We start from the raw sequence: 20067 nt of genomic DNA, 5'->3' as shown, positions 1-20067 counted from the left end.
TTTAGATGAATTGCGTTCTTTTTGTAAAATTTAATTTCTATCTTAAAACATTCATTTTTTTAATATGGTTAAAGAAGAACATAAAAAGTGGTACAGCCCCAATTTGAGTGCTGAAATCGACATGCTCATTTTTGGCCACGGTGGTATCCCTATTCTGCTGTTTCCTACGAGCATGGGCAGATATTTTGAAAATAAGGACTTCAAATTAATAGACTCTGTTGAGGGTTTCATTAACGAAGGAAAAATCAAAATTTATTGTCCCGATGGCATCGACAAATTAAGCTGGTACAATAAGAGCGTTCACCCAGCAGATCGGGTGAAGAACCACATCTGGTATGATAAATACCTTTTAGAAGAAGTAGCACCCCTAGCTAGGCATGAAACCGGTCACAGCAAAATTATTACCGCTGGTTGTAGTTTTGGCGGCTATCATGCTGCAAATTTTGCCTTTCGGCACCCATGGTTGGTGAGCCACATGTTTAGCATGAGTGGAGCGTTTGACATTAGCGGGCAACTTGATGGTTTCTACAACGACGATGTATATTTCAATAACCCGGTTGATTATCTACTGCACAACAGTAACCCAGAATTACATTACCTGAAAATTGTTTTGGGCACCACAGATCGAGATATGTGCAGACCCGACAACGAACGCCTATCGCACATTTTAAATCAAAAAGGCATTAATCATTGGTTAGATATCAGGCAAAATGCCGACCACGATTGGCCAATATGGAGAGAAATGTTTCCAAATTATATTGCACAACTTTAGTTGGCAATTTAGAATAAAACAATTTTAAAGATTAATCAGTTACCAGATTAACCATTACACAATTAAATAAGAAATTACCGATGAAGAAAATAGGGATTTTATTTGGCCAGGAACGCTCTTTTCCTGAAGCCGTGATTGAGCGAATTAACCAAAAGGCCGAAAAAGGTATTGTTGCCGAAGCCGTTAAAATCGAAAAGATATTTCAAAATGCCCCTTTAGATTATGCCGTAATTATTGACCGTATTTCTCAAGATGTGCCATTTTACCGCGCCTCTTTAAAAAACGCAGCCATAACTGGAACCGCAGTTATTAACAACCCTTTTTGGTGGAGTGCAGATGAGAAATTCTTCAACAACGCTTTAGCAGAACAAATTGGCGTGCCCGTGCCAAAAACGGCCTTAATTCCTTCAAGAGAACATCCAACAGGCACAACCGCAGAATCCTTCTCCAATTTAACAATGCCCCTAAATTGGGATGCCATTTTTGAATACACAGGTTTCCCTGCCTATATGAAACCCTACGATGGAGGAGGATGGAGAGATGTTTACAAATTACACGATAAAGAAGATTTTTTTGATAAACACAGCGGAACCCAGCAATTGGTGATGCTATTACAAGAAGAAATCATTTTCGAAGAGTATTTTAGATGTTATTGCATTGGTGGTAAGCATGTTCGCATTATGCAATACGATCCACGCAATCCACACCACTTACGCTATGCGGTTGATAAAGCACCATCAAGCGAAAAACTTTTAAAAACTGTAGAAGAATACACCCTTAAGTTATGCAATTATTTGGGCTACGATTTTAATACAGTAGAATTTGCCGTACGAGATGGAGTTCCAATCGCTATTGATTTTTGTAACCCTGCACCGGATGCTGACCTTAAAAGTGTTGGACAGGAAAATTTTGATTGGGTGGTAGAAACCACTGCAAATTATGCCATAGAACGGGCCAAAGCGCAAAAAGAAGGGCAAGACAATTTAACCTGGGGCGAATACATTAAAGCATCAGTTGCTGGCAAACCATTAATGGCAAAAGCCACTGCAAAACCTGCAACCGCTAAAAAAGTTTCGACAAAAACAACATCAGAAAAAGCTGCTGCGAAACCAAAAAAAACCGCAGCTAAAAAATAAAAGGGATCTAACTAAATACGATTAGGATGAATGAATTTACGCTTGGGATAGAGGAAGAGTACATGGTAATTGATCCCGTTACCAGAGAACTCACCTCGCACGACCAAAAAATTGTAGAAGCCGCACAAAAAATTCACAAAGACCAAGTTAAAGCAGAAATGCATCAAGCTGTGGTAGAAGTGGGTACAGGCATCTGCAAAACAACTGAAGAAGCTCGGAAAGAGATTTCTCAACTTCGCTACACCGTTTCAGAACTCGCTGGCGAGCAAGGTTTGCGCATCGGCGCTGCAGGCACACACCCATTCTCGCATTGGGAAAAACAATTGATAACGGAACATCCCCGCTACAACGAAATTGTTAACGAATTACAAGAAGCCGCCCGTTCAAACCTAATTTTTGGTCTGCACGTTCACGTTGGCTTTCAATCGCGAGAGTTGGCCATACACATCGCAAACCAAGTAAGGTATTTTTTACCACACGTGTTTGCCTTATCCACAAATTCTCCATTCTGGGAATCCAGAAATACGGGTTATAAATCTTTTAGAACTAAAATTTTCGATAAGTTCCCTCGAACTGGCATCCCCGATATTTTTAACAGTATTGAAGATTATGACAATTATGTAAAGCTACTCATCAAAACCAATTGCATGGATAATGCTAAGAAAATTTGGTGGGACATTCGAGTGCACCCTTTCTTTGATACCGTAGAATTTCGCATTTGCGATTGCCCAATGTTAATCGACGAAACAATGGCCTTTACTGCATTATTTCAGGCATTGTGTGCAAAACTGTATAAGCTCCGTTTAAAAAACATGGAGTTTATCAGTTACTCAAGAGCCTTAATCAACGAAAACAAATGGCGTGCAGCACGCTACGGAATTGACGGCAACTTAATCGATTTTGGAAAAGAAATGGAAGTGAATTGCCGCAATCTGGTTTTAGAATTGTTGGATTTTGTAGATGATGTAGTGGATGATTTGGGCTGTAGAAACGATTTGAATTACGTGCACAAGATACTGGAGCATGGTACAGGAGCAGATCGGCAGTTGGCTGTTTACGCCCAAACTGGTAGCTTTGAATCGGTGGTTGATTACATTACCACTCAAACACTTATTGGTGCAAAGTAAATTATAAATGAATAAAAGTAGTTTGAAGGTCGCCGTTATCGATATGAATAACGGTGCGCCTAACCAGGGCATGCGTGGAATTCAAGAAATTCTATCGCGTTTTAAAACCCAACAAGAAATAGATCTGTCATTTGATATTTTTGATTTAAGACAGAAAGGAGAAATCCCGTCGATAGACTATGATGCCTATATCTCTAGCGGCGGACCTGGTAGCCCCATTGAAAGCAAAGGCGAAAAGTGGGAAAACGATTTTTTTAATCTCTTAGATCAAATTGAAAACTTCAACACCACACATACAAACAAAAAGAAATATGCTTTTCTAATTTGCCATTCTTTTCAATTGGCTTGCCGTAAATACGGTTTAGGCAATGTAACCGAAAGAAGATCAAATGCTTTTGGGATTTTCCCAATTACACTAACCGAAAATGGCGAAAAAGATGAGATTTTTAAAGGCATTACAAATCCTTTTTTCTCGGTCGATAGCAGAGATTGGCAAGTTATTGAGCCTGATTTTGACGCTTTCGTTGCCAAGGGCGCAAAGCTTTTAGCCATCGAGAAAGAACGAAAACATGTTGATTTAGAGCGCTGTATGATGTCCATCCGCTTTTCTGATGAAATTATAGGCACACAGTTCCATCCCGAAGCAGATCCAATCGGCATGAAAATGTATCTCCTTCAAGATGAAAAGAAAAAGGCAATAATAGATACACATGGCGAAGCCAAATATTTAGATATGTTAAATAGTTTAGATGACCCGGCTAGGATTGTGCTTACCCAAAATATAATACTCCCAAACTTTTTACAAAAGGCAATCGGCAATTTTCAAGAGGCTTAGCAATCCAAAATGGCCATACATCTCCGATTTGCAAGCAAAGATGACGGGCTGAGCAAAATGCACCATAGAATATGATACCAGCGCAAAGACATAAATTTAATCAGCAATTTAGCGTAGAGAAATACAAAATTTTTATGCAAAAATTGGAAGATGGCTATCTAGAAATACCTTTCAGGGTTGCAGAAACGCCTATTTTTGTTCCTAATGCTTTAAAAGAAAAATTAATTTTAGCCAGCAACGAAATTGTAGATCTCATTAAACAGCCCAATTTTAAGGCTTTAACTCAAAAATCCATTCCAGAGGGCTGGAATGTCCCTAATGAAAATGATCATCCACATTTCTTAACATTTGATTTCGGAATTTGTAAAAATGAAGCAAGTGAGCTTACACCAATGTTAATTGAAATGCAGGGCTTTCCATCTTTATATGGTTTTCAAAATCATCTTTCCAATACATACCGTGAAGTTTATGAAATCGATCATTCCGTTAATCACTTCTTAAATGGCTTTAATGAGGAAAGTTACATTCAATTACTTAAAGACGTCATTATTGGCAAACATCAGGCATATGAAGTTGCGTTGATGGATGTTGATGCTCCAAATCAAAAAACAGCCATAGATTTTTTTGTAACACAAAAAATGCTTGGTATTAAAATTCTTGCACTGAAAGACATTAAGAAAGTGGGCAAGCATTTATTTTATGAAGAAGGTGGAAAACAAATTCAATTAAAAAGAATTTATAATCGCCTAATTTTTGATGAGGTAGCCAACGATACAACAATTTTTGACAGCAGTTTCGATCCGAGGGAGGAATTAGATATTGAATGGGTAACGCATCCAAATTGGTTCTATAGGATTAGCAAATTCACCATGCCGTTTTTAAAGAGCGAATTTGTGCCGGAAACACGTTTTTTAAAAGAAGTACAATCCATCCCGACGGATTTAGAAAACTATGTTTTGAAGCCGCTTTTCTCCTTCGCAGGGATGGGCGTAATCATTGATGTAACCGAAAGTGATATTAAAAGTATTCCCGATCCAGAAAATTGGATCTTGCAAAAAAAGGTAAATTATGAACCTGCTGTGCAAGCACCCGATGGTGGTGTAAAGGCAGAAATTAGAATGATGTATTTGTGGCCAGATGGTGGCGAACCTCAGCTTTGCATAAATTTGGCAAGACTGAGCAGAGGGAAAATGATTGGCGTGCGCTACAATGCAGACTTTGATTGGGTGGGCGGTACGGTAGGCTTTATGGAAGAATAATTTACCAGCACCGCATTTAGCTAAACCACACAAATAACCTTTTTACATTAAACTGAAACCCAAACCGCAAAAGCAACTTATATTTGTAACATGAACATCCAAACCATATTAGTCTTTTTACTTTTTGCGGTTGCATTGGTATATGTTGGCCGATTGGTTTATAAATCTTTACAAGTTAAGAAAGATGGCTGCGGGGGCAACTGCAAATGCGGTGTAGATTTTTCAGACATTAAGCCTCTTAAAAAGTAATCCCTCTTTTTATGATCAATCAGTTTAAAAATTATTTAAAAGAAAAAATTGAAATAACTGATGAACAATTCGACAGCATTTCTGCCGATTTAAAGATTAAAAAATTCGATAAAAACGAAATCGTTCAATACACTGGCGACATTAGCAAACATGGCTTTTTTGTTTGCAAAGGTTTAATGCGTACGTATTCTATCGATTCCAAAGGTAAAGAACACATTCTTCAGTTCGCACCAGAAAACTGGCTCATTTCAGATCGAAATAACATGAACAACGAAGCTTCAATTTTCTTTATCGATGCAATTGAAGTGACAGAAGTGGTGGTGATGCCAAACGATTTTATAGAACAAGCGGCCATTAAAGTGCCTTGCTTACAACCCATGCATACCCGTTTGCTTAACAATTCTATTCGCTTTATGCAGAAAAGGATTAATATGCTGCTCAGCGCAACCGCCGAAGAAAGATATTTAGACTTTATCAAACTTTATCCAAACCTTACCCTCAGGGTACCTCAGTGGATGATCGCATCCTATTTAGGCATCACACCAGAATCCCTAAGTCGCGTTAGAAAAGAACTCGCCAACAAACACTTTAGACCCTAGATCTTTTGAATGACTGGTTATTCAATGATTGAATTATTGAATGAGTGAATGATTGAATTCTTGAATGAGTGACCGCCTAAGTTTTGAATGAGTGTTGTTGGGCATTTCTCAATAGACATCAATCTATCCATCTGAAAGTCAATTCATTTATTACCATACATCAATTTCTACCTCAAGCCATTGCCGTACTTTTGTATTGTAAATTTTAAACATCCTAAAAACAAAAGATATGGCAACTACTAAATGGACCTTAGATCCAACCCACAGCGAATTACAATTTAAAGTAAAACACTTAATGATTACTACTGTAACCGGTAGCCTGAAATCATTTACCGCAGATTTAACCTCTGAAGGTGATGAATTCGAAAATGCTGAAATCTCATTCAAAGGCGATATTGACTCTTTAGATACCGGAAATACAGACCGTGATACACACTTAAAAAGTGCTGATTTCTTTGACGCAGAACAATTTGCACACATCGAATTTAAATCAACTTCTGTAGAAAAAGATGGTGGTGATTATATCGTTAAAGGCGATTTAACCATCAAAGGAAAAACCAATCCTGCGAAACTTATTGCAGAATTTGGTGGCATTGCTACCGACCCGTGGGGAAATACCAAAGCTGGCTTTACTTTAAGTGGTAAAATTAATCGTTCTGATTTTGGCTTAACTTGGAATGCCGCATTAGAAACTGGTGGGGTAATGGTTAGCGAAGAAGTACGCATTTTAGGCGAATTGCAATTTGTAAAACAAGCATAAGCCTAATGCACTACAGCCTGCATTTTGCAGGCTGAACTAAATTTTTCCATGGAGGTAAAATGGAAACAAATATAAGAGAAGTAGAACATGTACTCAAAGCCCCAGCCCCGCACATGGTAGGCGACGGTTTTAGAGTGCATAATTTTTTCCCCAGCGGATATGAGATTGACATGAGTCCATTTTTTTTAATGGATTATGGCTCGAAAATCGAATTTTCTGCAAGGAAAGAACCAAGAGGCGTTGGTATCCATCCTCATCGTGGTTTTGAAACGGTTACAATTGCTTATCATGGCGCAGTAGCCCATCACGATAGCGCTGGCAATAGTGGCATCATATACCCCGGTGATGTGCAGTGGATGACGGCTGCTAGCGGAATTCTGCATAAAGAATACCATGAAGAAGCCTATAGCCTAGCAGGAGGCGCATTTCAAATGGTACAATTGTGGGTTAACTTACCCGCTAAAGATAAAATGAGCAAACCAAAATATCAGGCTATAAAACAGGCTGATATGTCCAAATATATTTTGCCAAATGACGGTGGGCATATTGAAATTATCGCAGGCAATTACAACGATGTAAAAGGTACTGCCAGCACGTTTACACCCATTGAACTTTACAATGCAAGATTAAATCAAGGCGCAAAAATCAGCTTCAATTTTAATAGCAAATTCAATACTGGTTTTATGATGATCGAAGGGTCAATTAAAATAAATGATTCAGTTATTGCCAATCAAGATACGTTTACGCACTTCAAAAACAAAGGGGAGCATATAGAAATTGAGGCATTGGAAAACAGCGTTGTTTTGATTTTAAGTGGCGAACCCATCCATGAACCTATCGTGCAATACGGCCCATTTTTGATGAATACAGATGAAGAAATCAACCAAGCCATATCCGACTACAATCAGGGCAAATTTGGTTACATAGAAGAATAAAACAGGTTTATCATATATTTTGAGCCGGCATCTTAAAAAAATTGTCGGCTTTTTTGTGCCCAAAAATGACCAAAACAAATTAAATCTGAGCACAATCACTATATACTAAACAAACATACTACTTATAATCAGACAATTACGAGCATATTGTCTTCAAAAATGAGTTTCATACAATCTTCATATTCAATCGTCATCTTTGTTACATAAATCAGCTCAGAAAAATGTCCGGAAAACAAATCTTTCAAACTGAAAACAAAAAACGTTGGAATACTTTCACTTGGATAAGTCGCTCATTCTTTTTGGTTTTCATCATCGCAGTCATTTGCGTTGCTTATACACTATCATCAGTACAATATCCAGATTTACCTTTTATAAACACCAATACGCCTCTAACGCAAAAGCAGCTGGAGAAATTAAAAAAATCGCAGCAGTACAAAGCTTTCTCCATTCAGAAGACCAAACTTCAACAAATTAGAAAAGACCGAGAACAGCGGATTTTATCCCGTAAAGGCAATTATACAAAGCGCATAAACATGGCCTTTTACGTAAGTTGGGCCGGCACGGCAAGCAAATCTCTTTCTGATTTGAAAAGAAACATCGGTCATTTAGATATGGTGGCAACAGAATCTTTCTTTTTAAATGGCGATTCTATTGTAGATAAAACAGATACAGCAGCCCTTAAAGTAATTAAGGAAGGAAAAAAATCGGCAATTGCAGTGGTATCCAACTACAATAAAGACCATTGGGATGGGCAAGCTGTAAGGAGGCTTTTAGCAGACCAGCCTGCGCAACAAAAGCTAATTTACGACCTTATTAAAATCACTAAAAAACATGGCTATAAAGGCATAAATATAGATTTTGAAGAACTGAATTTGGAAAACGGAGATCGCTTCAACGCGTTTATGAAAAACCTGTACACCCAATTTCATGCTGAAAAACTAATCGTCTCTCAAGATATTTCCCCAGAAAACGACGATTACAAACCCGAAACACTTCAGCACTATAACGATTATATTGTATTGATGGCTTACGATCAACACACCGATCAAAGTAACGCCGGTGACATTTCTCACCAAGAATGGGTGGAGGAAAAGCTCGATGATATTTGTAATAAAATGGATGCCAGCAAAGTTATTTTAGCCTTAGCCTGCTATGGCTACGATTGGCCAGAAAACAGCATTGGAAAACCCATCACCTACGAAGATGCCATGACCCAAGCGGTTGATTTGAAAAGTAAAATAAACTTCAATCCCGCATCCGCTAATCTGAATTACAGCTATAATGATGGAAGCGGAATAAAACATCAAGTTTACTTCACCGATGCCGCAACTAACTTTAATTTAATTCGCAAAGCAGATGATTGGGATATTGCCGGTATTGCTTTGTGGAGACTAGGCTCAGAAGATAAACGACTATGGTCTTTCATTTCTGAAGATTTGAGCCTAGATTCGTTGAAGAAAAAACCGATTGATTTAAGAAAAATTTCTGCACTAACCATGGGCGGAATCGCCTATATCGGTGATGGAGAAATTTTAGACTTGGTTTCTACTCCCAACCCAGGAAGTGTACATTTCACATTAGACAAAAGCAGCTTTACCATTGCCGATCAGCAATTTACCCGCCTACCGTCGCAATATGTAATTAAAAGATTTGGTGAAGCAGATAAAAAAATCGCTTTAACCTTTGATGATGGACCCGATCCTGTTTATACCCCTCAGGTTATCAGCATCTTAAAAAAAGAAAAAGTACCAGGTTGTTTCTTTGTGGTCGGTATTATGGCCGAGCAAAACATGGAGTTGCTTAGGCAGGAATACAATGATGGGTATGAAATTGGAAACCACACGTTTTTCCACCCAGACATGTCGGCCATTGGCCCAAGAAGGGTTAAATTTGAATTGAACGCCACCCGTAGATTAATTGAAGCCGTAACCGGACACAGTACCATTTTATTTAGAGCGCCTTTTAATGCCGATGCAGAGCCACAAAACATTTCTGAAATTTTGCCGGTGGCACAAAGTAGGAAAGAAAACTACATTAATATTGGAGAATATATTGATCCTGAGGATTGGCAGCCCGGCAAAACCGCTGATCAGATTTTTAATGAGGTTGTAAAACAGCAAAACAATGGCAACATTTTATTGCTTCATGATGCAGGTGGTAATCGAGAAGCAACTGTAGCAGCATTGCCAAGAATTATTAAATTTTTTAAAGCGAAAGGCTACACCTTTACCACCGTTGGCAATTTAATGGGCAAGAAAAGGTCAGAATTAATGCCTGCGGTATCATCTACAGCCAATAGTGGTTTTACTGGGTCTGGAGATTATTTTTTCATAAACTTTTTCTATTATGGCAACCTAATCTTAAACGCAGTTTTTACCGTAGCCATTGCATTGGCCATACTTAGAACCCTATTTATCGCCTACTTAGCCATTCGCCAACGGAAAAGATCAAAAAGAAATGCCTACAAATTAATTGAAAACCCCAATGAAAAAGTTAGTATCATTATTCCTGCCTATAACGAAGAAGTAACCGCCATACAAACTTTAAACAGTTTACTTAAAACCACCTATCCAAATTTCGAATTGATTTTTGTGGATGATGGCTCAAAAGACAAAACCTTTGAAATTGTAAATCAACACTTTGAAAACCAACCCCAAATAAAAGTTTACAGAAAAGAAAATGGGGGCAAAGCATCTGCTCTAAATTATGGCATCGCTAAAGCATCCGCAGATTTTATCATCTGTATTGATGCAGATACCCAATTAAAAACCGACGCTGTTACGGAGTTGATGCGCTATTTCTACAGTCCCAAAATTGCAGCGGTTGCTGGTACCGTTAAAGTGGGCAATGCAGATAACATTATAACAAAATGGCAATCAATAGAATACATCACCGCCCAAAACATGGACAGAAGAGCCTTCGATCTCTTAAATACCATTACGGTAGTTCCGGGTGCGATAGGTGCATTTAGAAAAGATGTGGTATTGGAAATTGGGGGCTTTACCATCGATACGCTCGCAGAAGATTGCGATTTAACCATGCGAATTTTGAAAGCAGGTTACAAGGTGAAAAATTGCGATACCGCCATTGCCTATACCGAAGCGCCAGAAACGGTTTCCATGTTATTGAAACAAAGATTCCGTTGGAGTTTTGGCGTAATGCAAAGTTTCTGGAAAAACCGTAAAACCTTGTTGAATAAAAAATACGGTTATTTCGGGATGGTTGGCATGCCCAATATTCTAATCTATCAAATTATTTTACCGCTGTTTTCGCCATTGGCAGATTTATTTATGCTGATTTCACTGCTAACTGGATTATTCTCCTTGAGTGCAATTAACAATTTAACACTCACTGGCTTTTCTGGCATTTTGAGCTTGCACAATGGTTTCGGCCAAGTGCTATTCTATTACATCATCTTCATCATTGTTGATTTAGTTTTTGCAGGAATGGCCTTCAAAATGGAAAAAGAGAATTACAAAAATTTACTCTACATCTTCCCTCAGCGATTTTTCTGGAGACAGCTGATGTACGTAGTACTTTTTCGCTCACTAAGGCGGGCAATTAAAGGAGAATTGGAAACCTGGGGAACTTTAAAAAGAACTGGAAATGTGAAAGAAAATAGGGCTTAATTCACCATCAGCATTGATCCTTTTTAGCAATATGAGAAGGGATCAATGCTTTTCAAACGAAAATAATATAAGCCTATATTTTTTCGATCAAGCAAACAGCATAAGCTACAACACCTTCTTCTCTGCCTATAAAACCCATAAGTTCATTAGTAGTGGCCTTTATCGAAATTTCCTCTGTAGAAATGCCAATCGCTTCGGCTATATTTTTCTGCATCGCAGGGATATGCGGGTTAATTTTTGGCGCTTCTAAACACAGCATAGCATCAATATTTCCTACCTGCCAACCTTTTTCGGTGAGCAATTTAACGGTTTCTTGAAGAAGAATAATGCTACTAATACCCTTCCAACGGTCGTCGGTATTCTTGAAATGAAAACCAATATCGCGTAGGTTTGCAGCGCCTAAAAGTGCATCACAAATGGCGTGGAGCAAAACATCTGCATCCGAATGCCCGAAGGCACCCTTGTGATGTTCTAAAGTAACTCCTCCCACTACAAAAGGGTGCTGATCTTTCAATTGATGGACATCGAATCCAAATCCTACTCTGATTTTCATTGTGTGCTAAATTATTTTGACTGCTGTGGAATCTTGAGGTTCAGGGGGGGCCTTACACAGAGGTTTTATCTTTTAATTAACTTTTTTTCGCCAAAGTTAAACAAAAGACTAAAACGTAAGGTATTTGCCAATGGGCTTGTTTGCGCATTTGCAATTAAGTAAGCAAAATCAATATTAAAAACATTGTATTTTAAACCTGCACCTAAAGTGAAATATCGGCTATCACCCTTCATGGGGCTTTGATAATTGTAGCCCGCCCTTAAAGCAAATTGTTGATTATACCAATATTCTAACCCTGTAGAGATACCCACTTCTTTTAGTTCTTCGCTAAAACCGCCGGGGGCATCACTAAATGAGCCAAAAATCCCTGCTGGAACAGAACGGTTAGGGTCTTTTCCGCTTACAATGTTGTTGTTGGAATCGTAAATGGGTTGAGTTGGAACCAATAGTTTATTAAAATCTAAAGCGAGGGTAAAGGTGCTCATCTCATCAATACTCACAGTTGAGGCACCACCAAGTTTAAAGTTAGTGGGTAGAAAAAAGCTTTCGCCACCATCAGAATAGCTCATTTTTGTACCAATATTTGAAATGTTTGCACCTGCGGATAAAATGGCATTCTTTCCAAATAATCTAGTTGAGGTTTTATACAAACCTGAAACATCAACCGCTACTGCATTACCTCCATGAACTTGCCCTGATGAGGAGAACTGTCCAGAGGCCAAATTTGAATACACATACCGGAGTGTACTGCCAAGTGCAAATTCTTCACCAAAACTTCTGGCAAAAGAGAAATCCAGAGCCAATTCATTTGGATTGCTAATCCCTAAATCTTGTTGATTTACATCTGTTAATTGTATGGAGCCTAGAGAGAAATATCTTAGAGATGCACCAATTGTATTCCGATCGTCCAGCTTATAAAAACCACCTAAATAGGCTAAATTAATATCAGGAACTAAGCTTTTCAACCAAGGGCTGTAAGAAAGTGCGAAACCATAAGGTTTATCCAGAAATGCCAATTTAGACGCATTGATACTTGCCGCATTTACATCTCCGCGAACCGCTACACCAGCGTCGCCCATTGAGCCAGCTCTAGCATCGGGTGTAATCAATAAAAAAGGTACAGCAGTTACAATATTATTTGATTCGCTCCCATTGGTTTGGGTACCAGATATAGTAACTTGAGCATTTGTTTTACCAAACACTAAAACTACAGAGAGTGCAGAAAAAGCAAGCTTACTGAGGTACTTGAAATTCATCCTTTAAAGGTACGTAATTTAGATTTCGGAATATTAAAACTTTGGAATAATTTAATAACGCAAAATCAGAATTAATATTTTAATAACGCTTACAAAAGTGAAAAAATATTACTGATTAAATAGACACGTTTCTTCATCGCTTTAATTATTACAATTGATCCACAGTTCTTAAACGATTTACAGCAAACGCAGCGCATAATTTTATTCATTTAAAAATTTATCCCCATAATTTATTCCTTCTTTCTAAGTTCAGTCAAAGTAATGCGAATATTAAATACGTGAAAATTTATGTGTCTGAATGTTAATTATTTAAGAAAATAAATACCCAAAACCCAAACACACACAATAGGTTAAATAATAATACGTTATGCAAGAGAAATATATTCGCAATTTTGTTACAACAAACTTTATTATTCATTTTAATTTACGTAATTTTATCATTTGAATGGCCTTTGGGCTATATTACTAAGCATATATGAAAAAACTATTACTATATTCTTTTGCTTGTTTATCTCTTGTAGGCCTGCTTTCTGGCTGTAGCTCGAAAGGAGGGAACGCCTCAAGCAAAACAGGTATTCCCTATGCGGATAGAAAAAGTAAAACTCCAGGGGGTTTTGCTGTAGCTACAAAGTACAAACGTGCCCCAGGGCCAGGCTTAATCCCAATTGAAGGTGGAGTTTTGGTTGTTGGCGGTAGTGCAATTGAAGTAGCTGGTGTAGAACCGAACATCTACAACTACAAAAGACAGGTTACTGTACCCTCTTTTTATATGGATGAAACTGAGGTTTCTAATACCGATTGGTTAGAATATTTACACTGGATTAGAGTAAGCTATCCTGAAGATCGCGAGTATTACTACAATGAATTACCAGATACATTGGTTTGGCGGAGTGCTTTATCATACAACGAGCCTTACGTAGATAATTACTTACGTCACCCAGCTTACCGCGATTACCCGGTAGTTGGTGTTTCTTGGGAGCAGGCATCTCGCTATTGCGAATGGAGAACTTCTCAAGCAAACGAATTTATTCTTCGTGAAAAAGGAATCTTAACAGATTACAAAACGCTTGCTGGTGGAACATCGGGTAAGGGAAACAATTCTACAACTGCTGCTGCAACGGCTAGACCAGATAAACCCTTCAATACGGATGCTTATTTAAATGGGCAGTATGATGATAAGGGAAAAAATGCTCCAGTTGATTATAATGCAAAAGCCGGTGCATCAGTTGGTGCTGCTGGTGGAAGAGGTGGAAAAGGATTACCAACCAGAAATGCAACATTAGAAGATGGCGTAATCATGCAACCATACCGTCTCCCAACAGAGGCTGAGTGGGAATATGCTGCTTTAGGATTAATCGGAAATACAGAATACGAAAACATCAATCAGAATAAAATTTACCCATGGAATGGTTTGGGTGTAAGTTCTGCGAAGAAAAAAACTCGTGGCATGATTCAAGCCAACTTTAAGAGAGCTCCTGGTGATTACATGGGTGTGGCCGGATCTTTAAATGATAAAGGTGATTTGACTGTTCCAGTAATATCTTACACTGCCAACGATTTTGGTTTATACAATATGGCTGGAAACGTTAACGAATGGGTAAATGATGTTTATCGTACCGGTACATTTACTAATGCAGACGCATTTAATCCATATCGTGGTAACCAGTTTCAAGACAAACAACTTTCGGACGCTGCCAATGGAAAAATTGCCTTAGATAAATACGGTAAGCCAATCAAACAGAATGCTTATTCTGGAAAGAAATTAAGCTGGGCGGATAAGCAAGCACTAGCGAAAAGAGCAGATTCAATTGCTAAATCTCCTGATCCAACAGCACAGGTTACTTCTTACCAAGCGGATGAAAGAGGCTACCGCGATAAACAGAACAAATTGCTAAATGATGAAGGCGTTACTTTAGTTAACGATAAATCAAGAGTTTATAAAGGTGGTTCATGGAACGATATGGCATATTGGTTAAACCCAGCAACACGTCGTTTTATGCAACAAGATGAATCATCAGCCGAAGTAGGTTTCAGATGTGCAATGACCATGCTTGGTGCGCCAGAAATTAGCACTCAAGGTAAAAGACAATTCAAAAACCCGCCTTCAAAACCTTTTAGGGTAAGCAAAGGAAGATAACTTTTTAAAGAAAAGGCCTCGACAAAATCGAGGCCTTTTCTTTTGGAAAAAATGCTATTGTTTGACCTGGTTTTGTTCAATACCAAAGGGCAATACTTAAGCCAATCAACATCCATCAAAGCGCTAAAATGTATTCAGCATTAGAGGGGGGGGGGCTAAAAGACAGTTATAAGGTGTTGTCAGCCCAAATTTATTTTAGGGTCTTATCCGCTGCTAAAAGATATTTGCGTGATAGTGAACTTCAGTTATTTGAATTGAATCAATACTTGGTTCTTTTCAACTTTATCCCCTTGGTTAACACTAATTTTCTTCACAATGCCATCAGAGGGCGATTTTAGAATATTCTCCATCTTCATCGCTTCCAGAATTAACAAATTATCGCCTTTCTTAATCTCCGTTCCCTCTTCTACAATAACTTTAAGCACTAAACCCGGCATCGGTGCCTTTACATCAAGCACTTTAGCCGTCGCCAAATTATCTAATCCCAATTGCTTTAATAACTGATCAAATTGATCTTCAACCTTAACCGAATAAGTGTTGCCATTTACTTTAATGGTACAGGTTTTTTCAGCTTGATTGATTTCTACAAGCTCGGTGTTAAAAGATTGATTTTTATAAATTACATGAGTAGTATTGTCCGAAATCGCACTTAAATCCAGGTGTACTAAGTCATGATTAATAAATAATTCATTCCCTTTATTATCGATTTCGAAATCGAACCGATCATTAACTTTTACTTGATGCATAGTTACTGGGTTAAGGCGTATTGAACTAAGTTTGCGCCCATTTTAAGGGCTTTCGTTCTGGTTTCTTGTGTATCTTCAGGATAGGTGCCAAAGTCTTCCCAGCCGTTGCCTAAATCGCACTCAAAGGTATAATAGCATACTACTCTGCCTTTGTAAATTAGCGCAAAGCCTTGAGGCCGCTTGCCATCATGTTCGTGAATCTTAGGCAATCCACCAACAAATTTATATTTCTGATTATAAAGTGGATGGTTGGCTGGTAATTCTTCAAAAGATAACTCAGGAAACACCTTTTTCATCTGTGGCCTGATAAATTTATCCAAACCGTAATTATCATCGATATGAAGAAAACCTCCTCCAGTTAAATATTGCCTTAAATTTTTTATTTCTTGATCGCTGAACACCACATTCCCATGCCCAGTCATGTAAATAAATGGGTAATTAAAAATTTCCTTGCTTCCAACCTCTACAATACTCTCTTCAGGGTAAAAATTCGTTTTGAGGTTTGCATTGCAAAAAGCAATTAAATTTGGCAAAGCCGTTCTGTCTGCGTACCAATCTCCGCCACCATTATATTTTAATTTAGCCATCCTGTATGACGGCGGAAAGATACTGAAAGCGGACCACATGAAACTACAAACCAACAAGCAGATGCCCAAGACCGAGTTTCGTAATTTTGAAAATGGAATATTGAAAATGCTAAACTTCAAATTGGCTATCGGTTAATGTAATTGATCTCGAAGCAGGCAGATAGTGCGGCAGTTTCCGTTCTAAGCCTGTTGTTCCCTAAAGTTAAAGCTTTAAAATCTTTGTTCAAAGCCTCATTTACTTCTTCTGGGGTAAAATCTCCCTCAGGACCAATTAATACCAAATACTTCCCATGCGGGTGTATTAGATCAGAAATGTATTTCTTACTACCACTGTCTATACAATGCGCTATTAATTTGTCCCCATCAAAAGATTGTGATAAAAATGCATCAAAAGAGATGGCATCATTTAGTTTTGGATGATAAGCCTTTATGGATTGTTTTACGGCTGAGGTGATTACTTTGATTAGACGATCTTCCTTCACGACTCTTCTTTCAGATCGATCCGTTATGATTGGTGTAATCTCGTCTATCCCGAGTTCGGTGGCTTTTTCCAAAAACCACTCTAAACGATCAATATTTTTGGTTGGTGCTACGGCAATATGCAGATAATGATTTCTCTTATTAAACTCCGATTCGACCTTTTGAACAGAGAGTCGTACCTTTTTGGGATTGTCAGATGTAATTTCAGCGGTATAAAACCCACCCTTACCATCAACAAGATTAACTAAGCTGCCAATAGACAAGCGTAAAACCCTTACACAATGTTTGCTTTCTTCTTCGCTTAGGGTATAGGTATTTTGGGTAATATCTGGCGTATAGAAAATATGCATAGTTGAATTTAGTGATTATCAACCATATCAGCTTCATTGATAACCAATTCTAATTTTATCGTTTCGATGTTTTGATCGGTTTTCTTTAGGATGGTAAATAGGTAACCATAAGATTCATTGCTTTCACCAACTTCAGGAATTCTTTCAAAAACATGAGAAACTAATCCACCAATGGTATCGAAATCTTCATCCTCAGGCAAATCGTGTGGCAAATGCTCATTTACATCATAAACGGTTGCAAAGGCATTCACAATGAATTCATTATCCGACACCTTTTCAACCAACGGCTTCTCTTCATCGTACTCATCCTGTATTTCACCCACCAATTCCTCTACAATATCTTCTAGCGTTACCATACCAGCAGTACCACCAAATTCATCTAAAACAATAGAAATCTGAATGCGATTGCTTTGCAATTCACTCATCAAATCGTTAATTTTTTTGGTTTCTGTAACGAAGTAAGGCTTTCGGATGATATCGCTCAATGTCCAGTTTTGATTGCCAGACATGACCAAAGGCAAAATATCTTTAGCATGAATAATCCCAACGATTTTATCCATGATTTCATCATATACCGGCAAACGAGAGTAACCTTCCTTGATAATGGTATCGATCACATCTTCTCTGGAGGCCGTTAATTCAATCCCTGAAATCTTGGTTCGTGGCACCATGATGTTTTTAACTACACGTTCATTAAAATCAAAAACGTTTTTAATTAATTCGTGCTCGTTATTATCTAAAGCACCACTTTCTTTCCCTTGATCTAGTAAATACTGAAGTTCTTCGGTACTGTGAAGTGATTCGTGCCCGCCTGCAGTATCAATACCAAATGGTTTAAGAATTACTGCTGCCAAACTGTTCAATGTCCAGATTGCAGGCCTAAAAACAATATAAAATATTTGTAGTGGAACAGAAACAAACAAGGTTGTTGCCACTGGCCTTTGTATGGCGAATGATTTTGGTGCAAGTTCTCCAAAAACGATGTGCATAATCGTGATAACGGAGAATGCCACTACCGTTGATGCGGAATGAATGAATGCATCACTAAATCCCCAATGCAGGCTATCAAAGAGATTTTTGAAAATGGTATGCATAACGCCTTCACCCACCCAGCCTAAACCAAGTGATGCAAGCGTTATACCTAACTGGGTTGCGGCAAGGTATCCATCTAAATTGTGGATAATGCCTTTCGCCATTTTACCTACTCTGCTGCCTGTTTTTGCTTTAATTTCTATTTGTGATGCTCTTACTTTTACGATTGCGAACTCTGCCGCAACAAAAAATCCATTCAATAGCACCAAAAATAAGGCAAAAAATAACCTCCAACCAACTGAGCCGGTATCAGGCTCTTCTAAAGCTGCAACAGCAAGTGTAGGGGATGATAATATTGCGCTTAATTTAAAATTTAAAAACAAACAGACCGTGGGTAAATCCATTATGCTAATTCTCTAAATGTTGTATTGTATAATTCTATACTTTCCCTGATTACTTTATGTGCATAACGAACACCTAATAAATGCTCGATAGTCACATTTTTATCTTCTAATGCTTTGTAATCTTGGAAGAAGCGTACAATTTCTTTCATTTGATGTGGAGGCAACTCGTCCAAATCGTTAATATAATTAACAGACATATCATGAGCAGCTACCGCTATAATTTTATCATCTTGTTCGCCGTTATCAACCATGTGCATTACACCAACTACCTTAGCTTCGATTAAGGTCATTGGGTAAACATCAACAGAACAAAGCACCAAAATATCTAATGGATCTTTATCATCACAATACGTTTGTGGGATAAAGCCATAATTTGCTGGGTACATTACTGATGAAAAAAGAACCCTGTCTAACTTGATTAAACCAGATTCTTTGTCTATTTCGTATTTTGCTTTTGAACCTTTTGGAATTTCAATAATTGCGTTTACAACTTCTGGAAGGTTTGAACCAGGAGATACGCTATGCCATGCGTGATGATCGTCTTTTGCCATTTTTAATTTAAATCTGTTTATCCTCTTCGGGACTTTTCACTACTTTACTTTTTACAAAGGTAATTAATAATGGAATAGTTGTTATAAAGATAAACCCAATAATAATATATAATAAATAATCGTTTATTTCTTTTTCGAAACGTTTGCCTAGAAAATAGCCTAGTAATGTCAACGATGTAATCCACAAAACGCCGCCAACAATATTATAAAATGCGAATCTTTTTACATCCAGTTTAACTACACCAGCAAAAATCGGTGCAAAAGTTCTAACTATCGGAACAAATCTGCCCATTATGAGTGCAAACGCTCCTTGCTTGTTATAATAATCTTCTGCCGCCTTTAAATATTTCTTTTTAAAGAAGAAACTGTCTTTTCTGGTGTACAACACTGGTCCTGTTTTACGTCCAAACCAATAGCCAGTAAAATTGCCCATTATGGCGGCTATACATAGGCCAGCTAAGAGTACGGCAATGTTAACATCCAGCTTACCTGTAGCAACAAACATACCCGCCAAAAACAATAAATAATCACCGGGAAGAAAGAAGCCAAAGAATAGACCAGTTTCTGCATAGATTACAAATATTACAAGATAGAAACCGCCCTCCCTCAATAATTTTTCGGGATCAATTAGTTGATGCAGGTTATTCCAAAAATCGTGCATATTCAATTA

General features: G+C 38.0%; 19 protein-coding genes. 11 read left to right on the top strand and 8 right to left on the bottom strand.

All coding sequences use genetic code 11. From position 1 onward, the window contains the following. Positions 1-64 precede the first annotated feature (64 nt). The 10 genes from DHW03_RS11230 (at position 65) to DHW03_RS11185 (ending at position 11301) form a co-directional block, all read left to right on the top strand. Positions 65-772: an esterase family protein gene (locus DHW03_RS11230; RefSeq protein ID WP_109925876.1), complete on the top strand. Its 708-nt coding sequence runs from the start codon at positions 65-67 to the stop codon at positions 770-772. Between the two features lie 80 nt (positions 773-852). Continuing rightward, positions 853-1908 carry an ATP-grasp domain-containing protein gene (locus tag DHW03_RS11225; RefSeq protein WP_109925875.1) on the top strand — a complete coding sequence of 352 codons (1056 nt, stop codon included), beginning with the start codon at positions 853-855 and terminating at the stop codon, positions 1906-1908. Between the two features lie 26 nt (positions 1909-1934). Next, positions 1935-3035, top strand: a complete 1101-nt coding sequence (locus tag DHW03_RS11220; RefSeq protein ID WP_109925874.1) for a carboxylate-amine ligase — start codon at positions 1935-1937, stop codon at positions 3033-3035. A 7-nt stretch (positions 3036-3042) separates the two neighbouring features. Next, the gene (locus tag DHW03_RS11215; RefSeq protein WP_109925873.1) at positions 3043-3870 is read left to right on the top strand and encodes a type 1 glutamine amidotransferase; all 828 of its coding nucleotides are present in this window, start codon (positions 3043-3045) and stop codon (positions 3868-3870) included. 71 nt (positions 3871-3941) lie between these two features. Then, the gene (locus tag DHW03_RS11210; RefSeq protein ID WP_109925872.1) at positions 3942-5129 is read left to right on the top strand and encodes a hypothetical protein; all 1188 of its coding nucleotides are present in this window, start codon (positions 3942-3944) and stop codon (positions 5127-5129) included. Positions 5130-5219: 90 nt separating this feature from the next. Next, positions 5220-5378: a FeoB-associated Cys-rich membrane protein gene (locus DHW03_RS11205; protein WP_109925871.1), complete on the top strand. Its 159-nt coding sequence runs from the start codon at positions 5220-5222 to the stop codon at positions 5376-5378. Positions 5379-5389: 11 nt separating this feature from the next. Next, positions 5390-5977, top strand: coding sequence for a Crp/Fnr family transcriptional regulator (locus DHW03_RS11200; protein WP_109925870.1), 588 nt, complete (start codon positions 5390-5392; stop codon positions 5975-5977). 229 nt (positions 5978-6206) lie between these two features. After that, a complete protein-coding gene (locus DHW03_RS11195; protein WP_109925869.1) occupies positions 6207-6737 on the top strand; it encodes a YceI family protein in 531 nt (176 codons plus the stop codon). A 59-nt stretch (positions 6738-6796) separates the two neighbouring features. Then, entirely contained in the window at positions 6797-7672 is an 876-nt protein-coding gene (locus tag DHW03_RS11190) for a pirin family protein (RefSeq protein ID WP_109925868.1), read from the top strand. 221 nt (positions 7673-7893) lie between these two features. After that, entirely contained in the window at positions 7894-11301 is a 3408-nt protein-coding gene (locus DHW03_RS11185; RefSeq protein WP_109925867.1) for a glycosyltransferase, read from the top strand. 73 nt (positions 11302-11374) lie between these two features. Here the strand turns inward: DHW03_RS11185 and ispF are convergent, their stop codons facing one another. Together ispF and porV are read right to left on the bottom strand one after the other, a co-directional pair. After that, complete coding sequence (ispF, locus tag DHW03_RS11180) at positions 11375-11854, bottom strand: 2-C-methyl-D-erythritol 2,4-cyclodiphosphate synthase (RefSeq protein WP_109925866.1); 480 nt, start codon at positions 11852-11854, stop codon at positions 11375-11377. A gap of 65 nt (positions 11855-11919) precedes the next feature. Beyond that, positions 11920-13110 carry a type IX secretion system outer membrane channel protein PorV gene (gene porV, locus DHW03_RS11175; protein WP_109925865.1) on the bottom strand — a complete coding sequence of 397 codons (1191 nt, stop codon included), beginning with the start codon at positions 13108-13110 and terminating at the stop codon, positions 11920-11922. A gap of 475 nt (positions 13111-13585) precedes the next feature. On the opposite strand from porV, the gene DHW03_RS11170 reads away from it, so the two are divergent. Beyond that, a complete protein-coding gene (locus DHW03_RS11170; RefSeq protein WP_109925864.1) occupies positions 13586-15247 on the top strand; it encodes an SUMF1/EgtB/PvdO family nonheme iron enzyme in 1662 nt (553 codons plus the stop codon). A gap of 245 nt (positions 15248-15492) precedes the next feature. Here the strand turns inward: DHW03_RS11170 and DHW03_RS11165 are convergent, their stop codons facing one another. The 6 genes from DHW03_RS11165 to DHW03_RS11140 all read right to left on the bottom strand — a co-directional run bounded on the left by DHW03_RS11165 (position 15493) and on the right by DHW03_RS11140 (position 20058). Next, the gene (locus DHW03_RS11165; RefSeq protein WP_109925863.1) at positions 15493-15993 is read right to left on the bottom strand and encodes an acetyl-CoA carboxylase biotin carboxyl carrier protein subunit; all 501 of its coding nucleotides are present in this window, start codon (positions 15991-15993) and stop codon (positions 15493-15495) included. Positions 15994-15995: 2 nt separating this feature from the next. Next, positions 15996-16619 carry a DUF4159 domain-containing protein gene (locus tag DHW03_RS11160; RefSeq protein WP_109925862.1) on the bottom strand — a complete coding sequence of 208 codons (624 nt, stop codon included), beginning with the start codon at positions 16617-16619 and terminating at the stop codon, positions 15996-15998. Positions 16620-16705: 86 nt separating this feature from the next. After that, the gene (locus tag DHW03_RS11155) at positions 16706-17410 is read right to left on the bottom strand and encodes a 16S rRNA (uracil(1498)-N(3))-methyltransferase (RefSeq protein WP_109925861.1); all 705 of its coding nucleotides are present in this window, start codon (positions 17408-17410) and stop codon (positions 16706-16708) included. An 8-nt stretch (positions 17411-17418) separates the two neighbouring features. Further along, a complete protein-coding gene (locus tag DHW03_RS11150; RefSeq protein ID WP_109925860.1) occupies positions 17419-18846 on the bottom strand; it encodes a hemolysin family protein in 1428 nt (475 codons plus the stop codon). Further along, positions 18846-19397, bottom strand: a complete 552-nt coding sequence (locus tag DHW03_RS11145) for an inorganic diphosphatase (RefSeq protein WP_109925859.1) — start codon at positions 19395-19397, stop codon at positions 18846-18848. Before DHW03_RS11145 ends, DHW03_RS11150 begins: the two co-directional genes overlap by 1 nt. A gap of 7 nt (positions 19398-19404) precedes the next feature. Further along, positions 19405-20058: a DedA family protein gene (locus DHW03_RS11140; protein ID WP_109925858.1), complete on the bottom strand. Its 654-nt coding sequence runs from the start codon at positions 20056-20058 to the stop codon at positions 19405-19407. Positions 20059-20067 lie beyond the last annotated feature (9 nt).

Source organism: Pedobacter yonginensis (genome assembly GCF_003173595.1).
GTDB classification, from domain to species: domain Bacteria; phylum Bacteroidota; class Bacteroidia; order Sphingobacteriales; family Sphingobacteriaceae; genus Pedobacter; species Pedobacter yonginense.
Note: the sequence above shows the minus strand (reverse complement) of the source record. Positions and strands in the feature narration are given on the sequence as shown.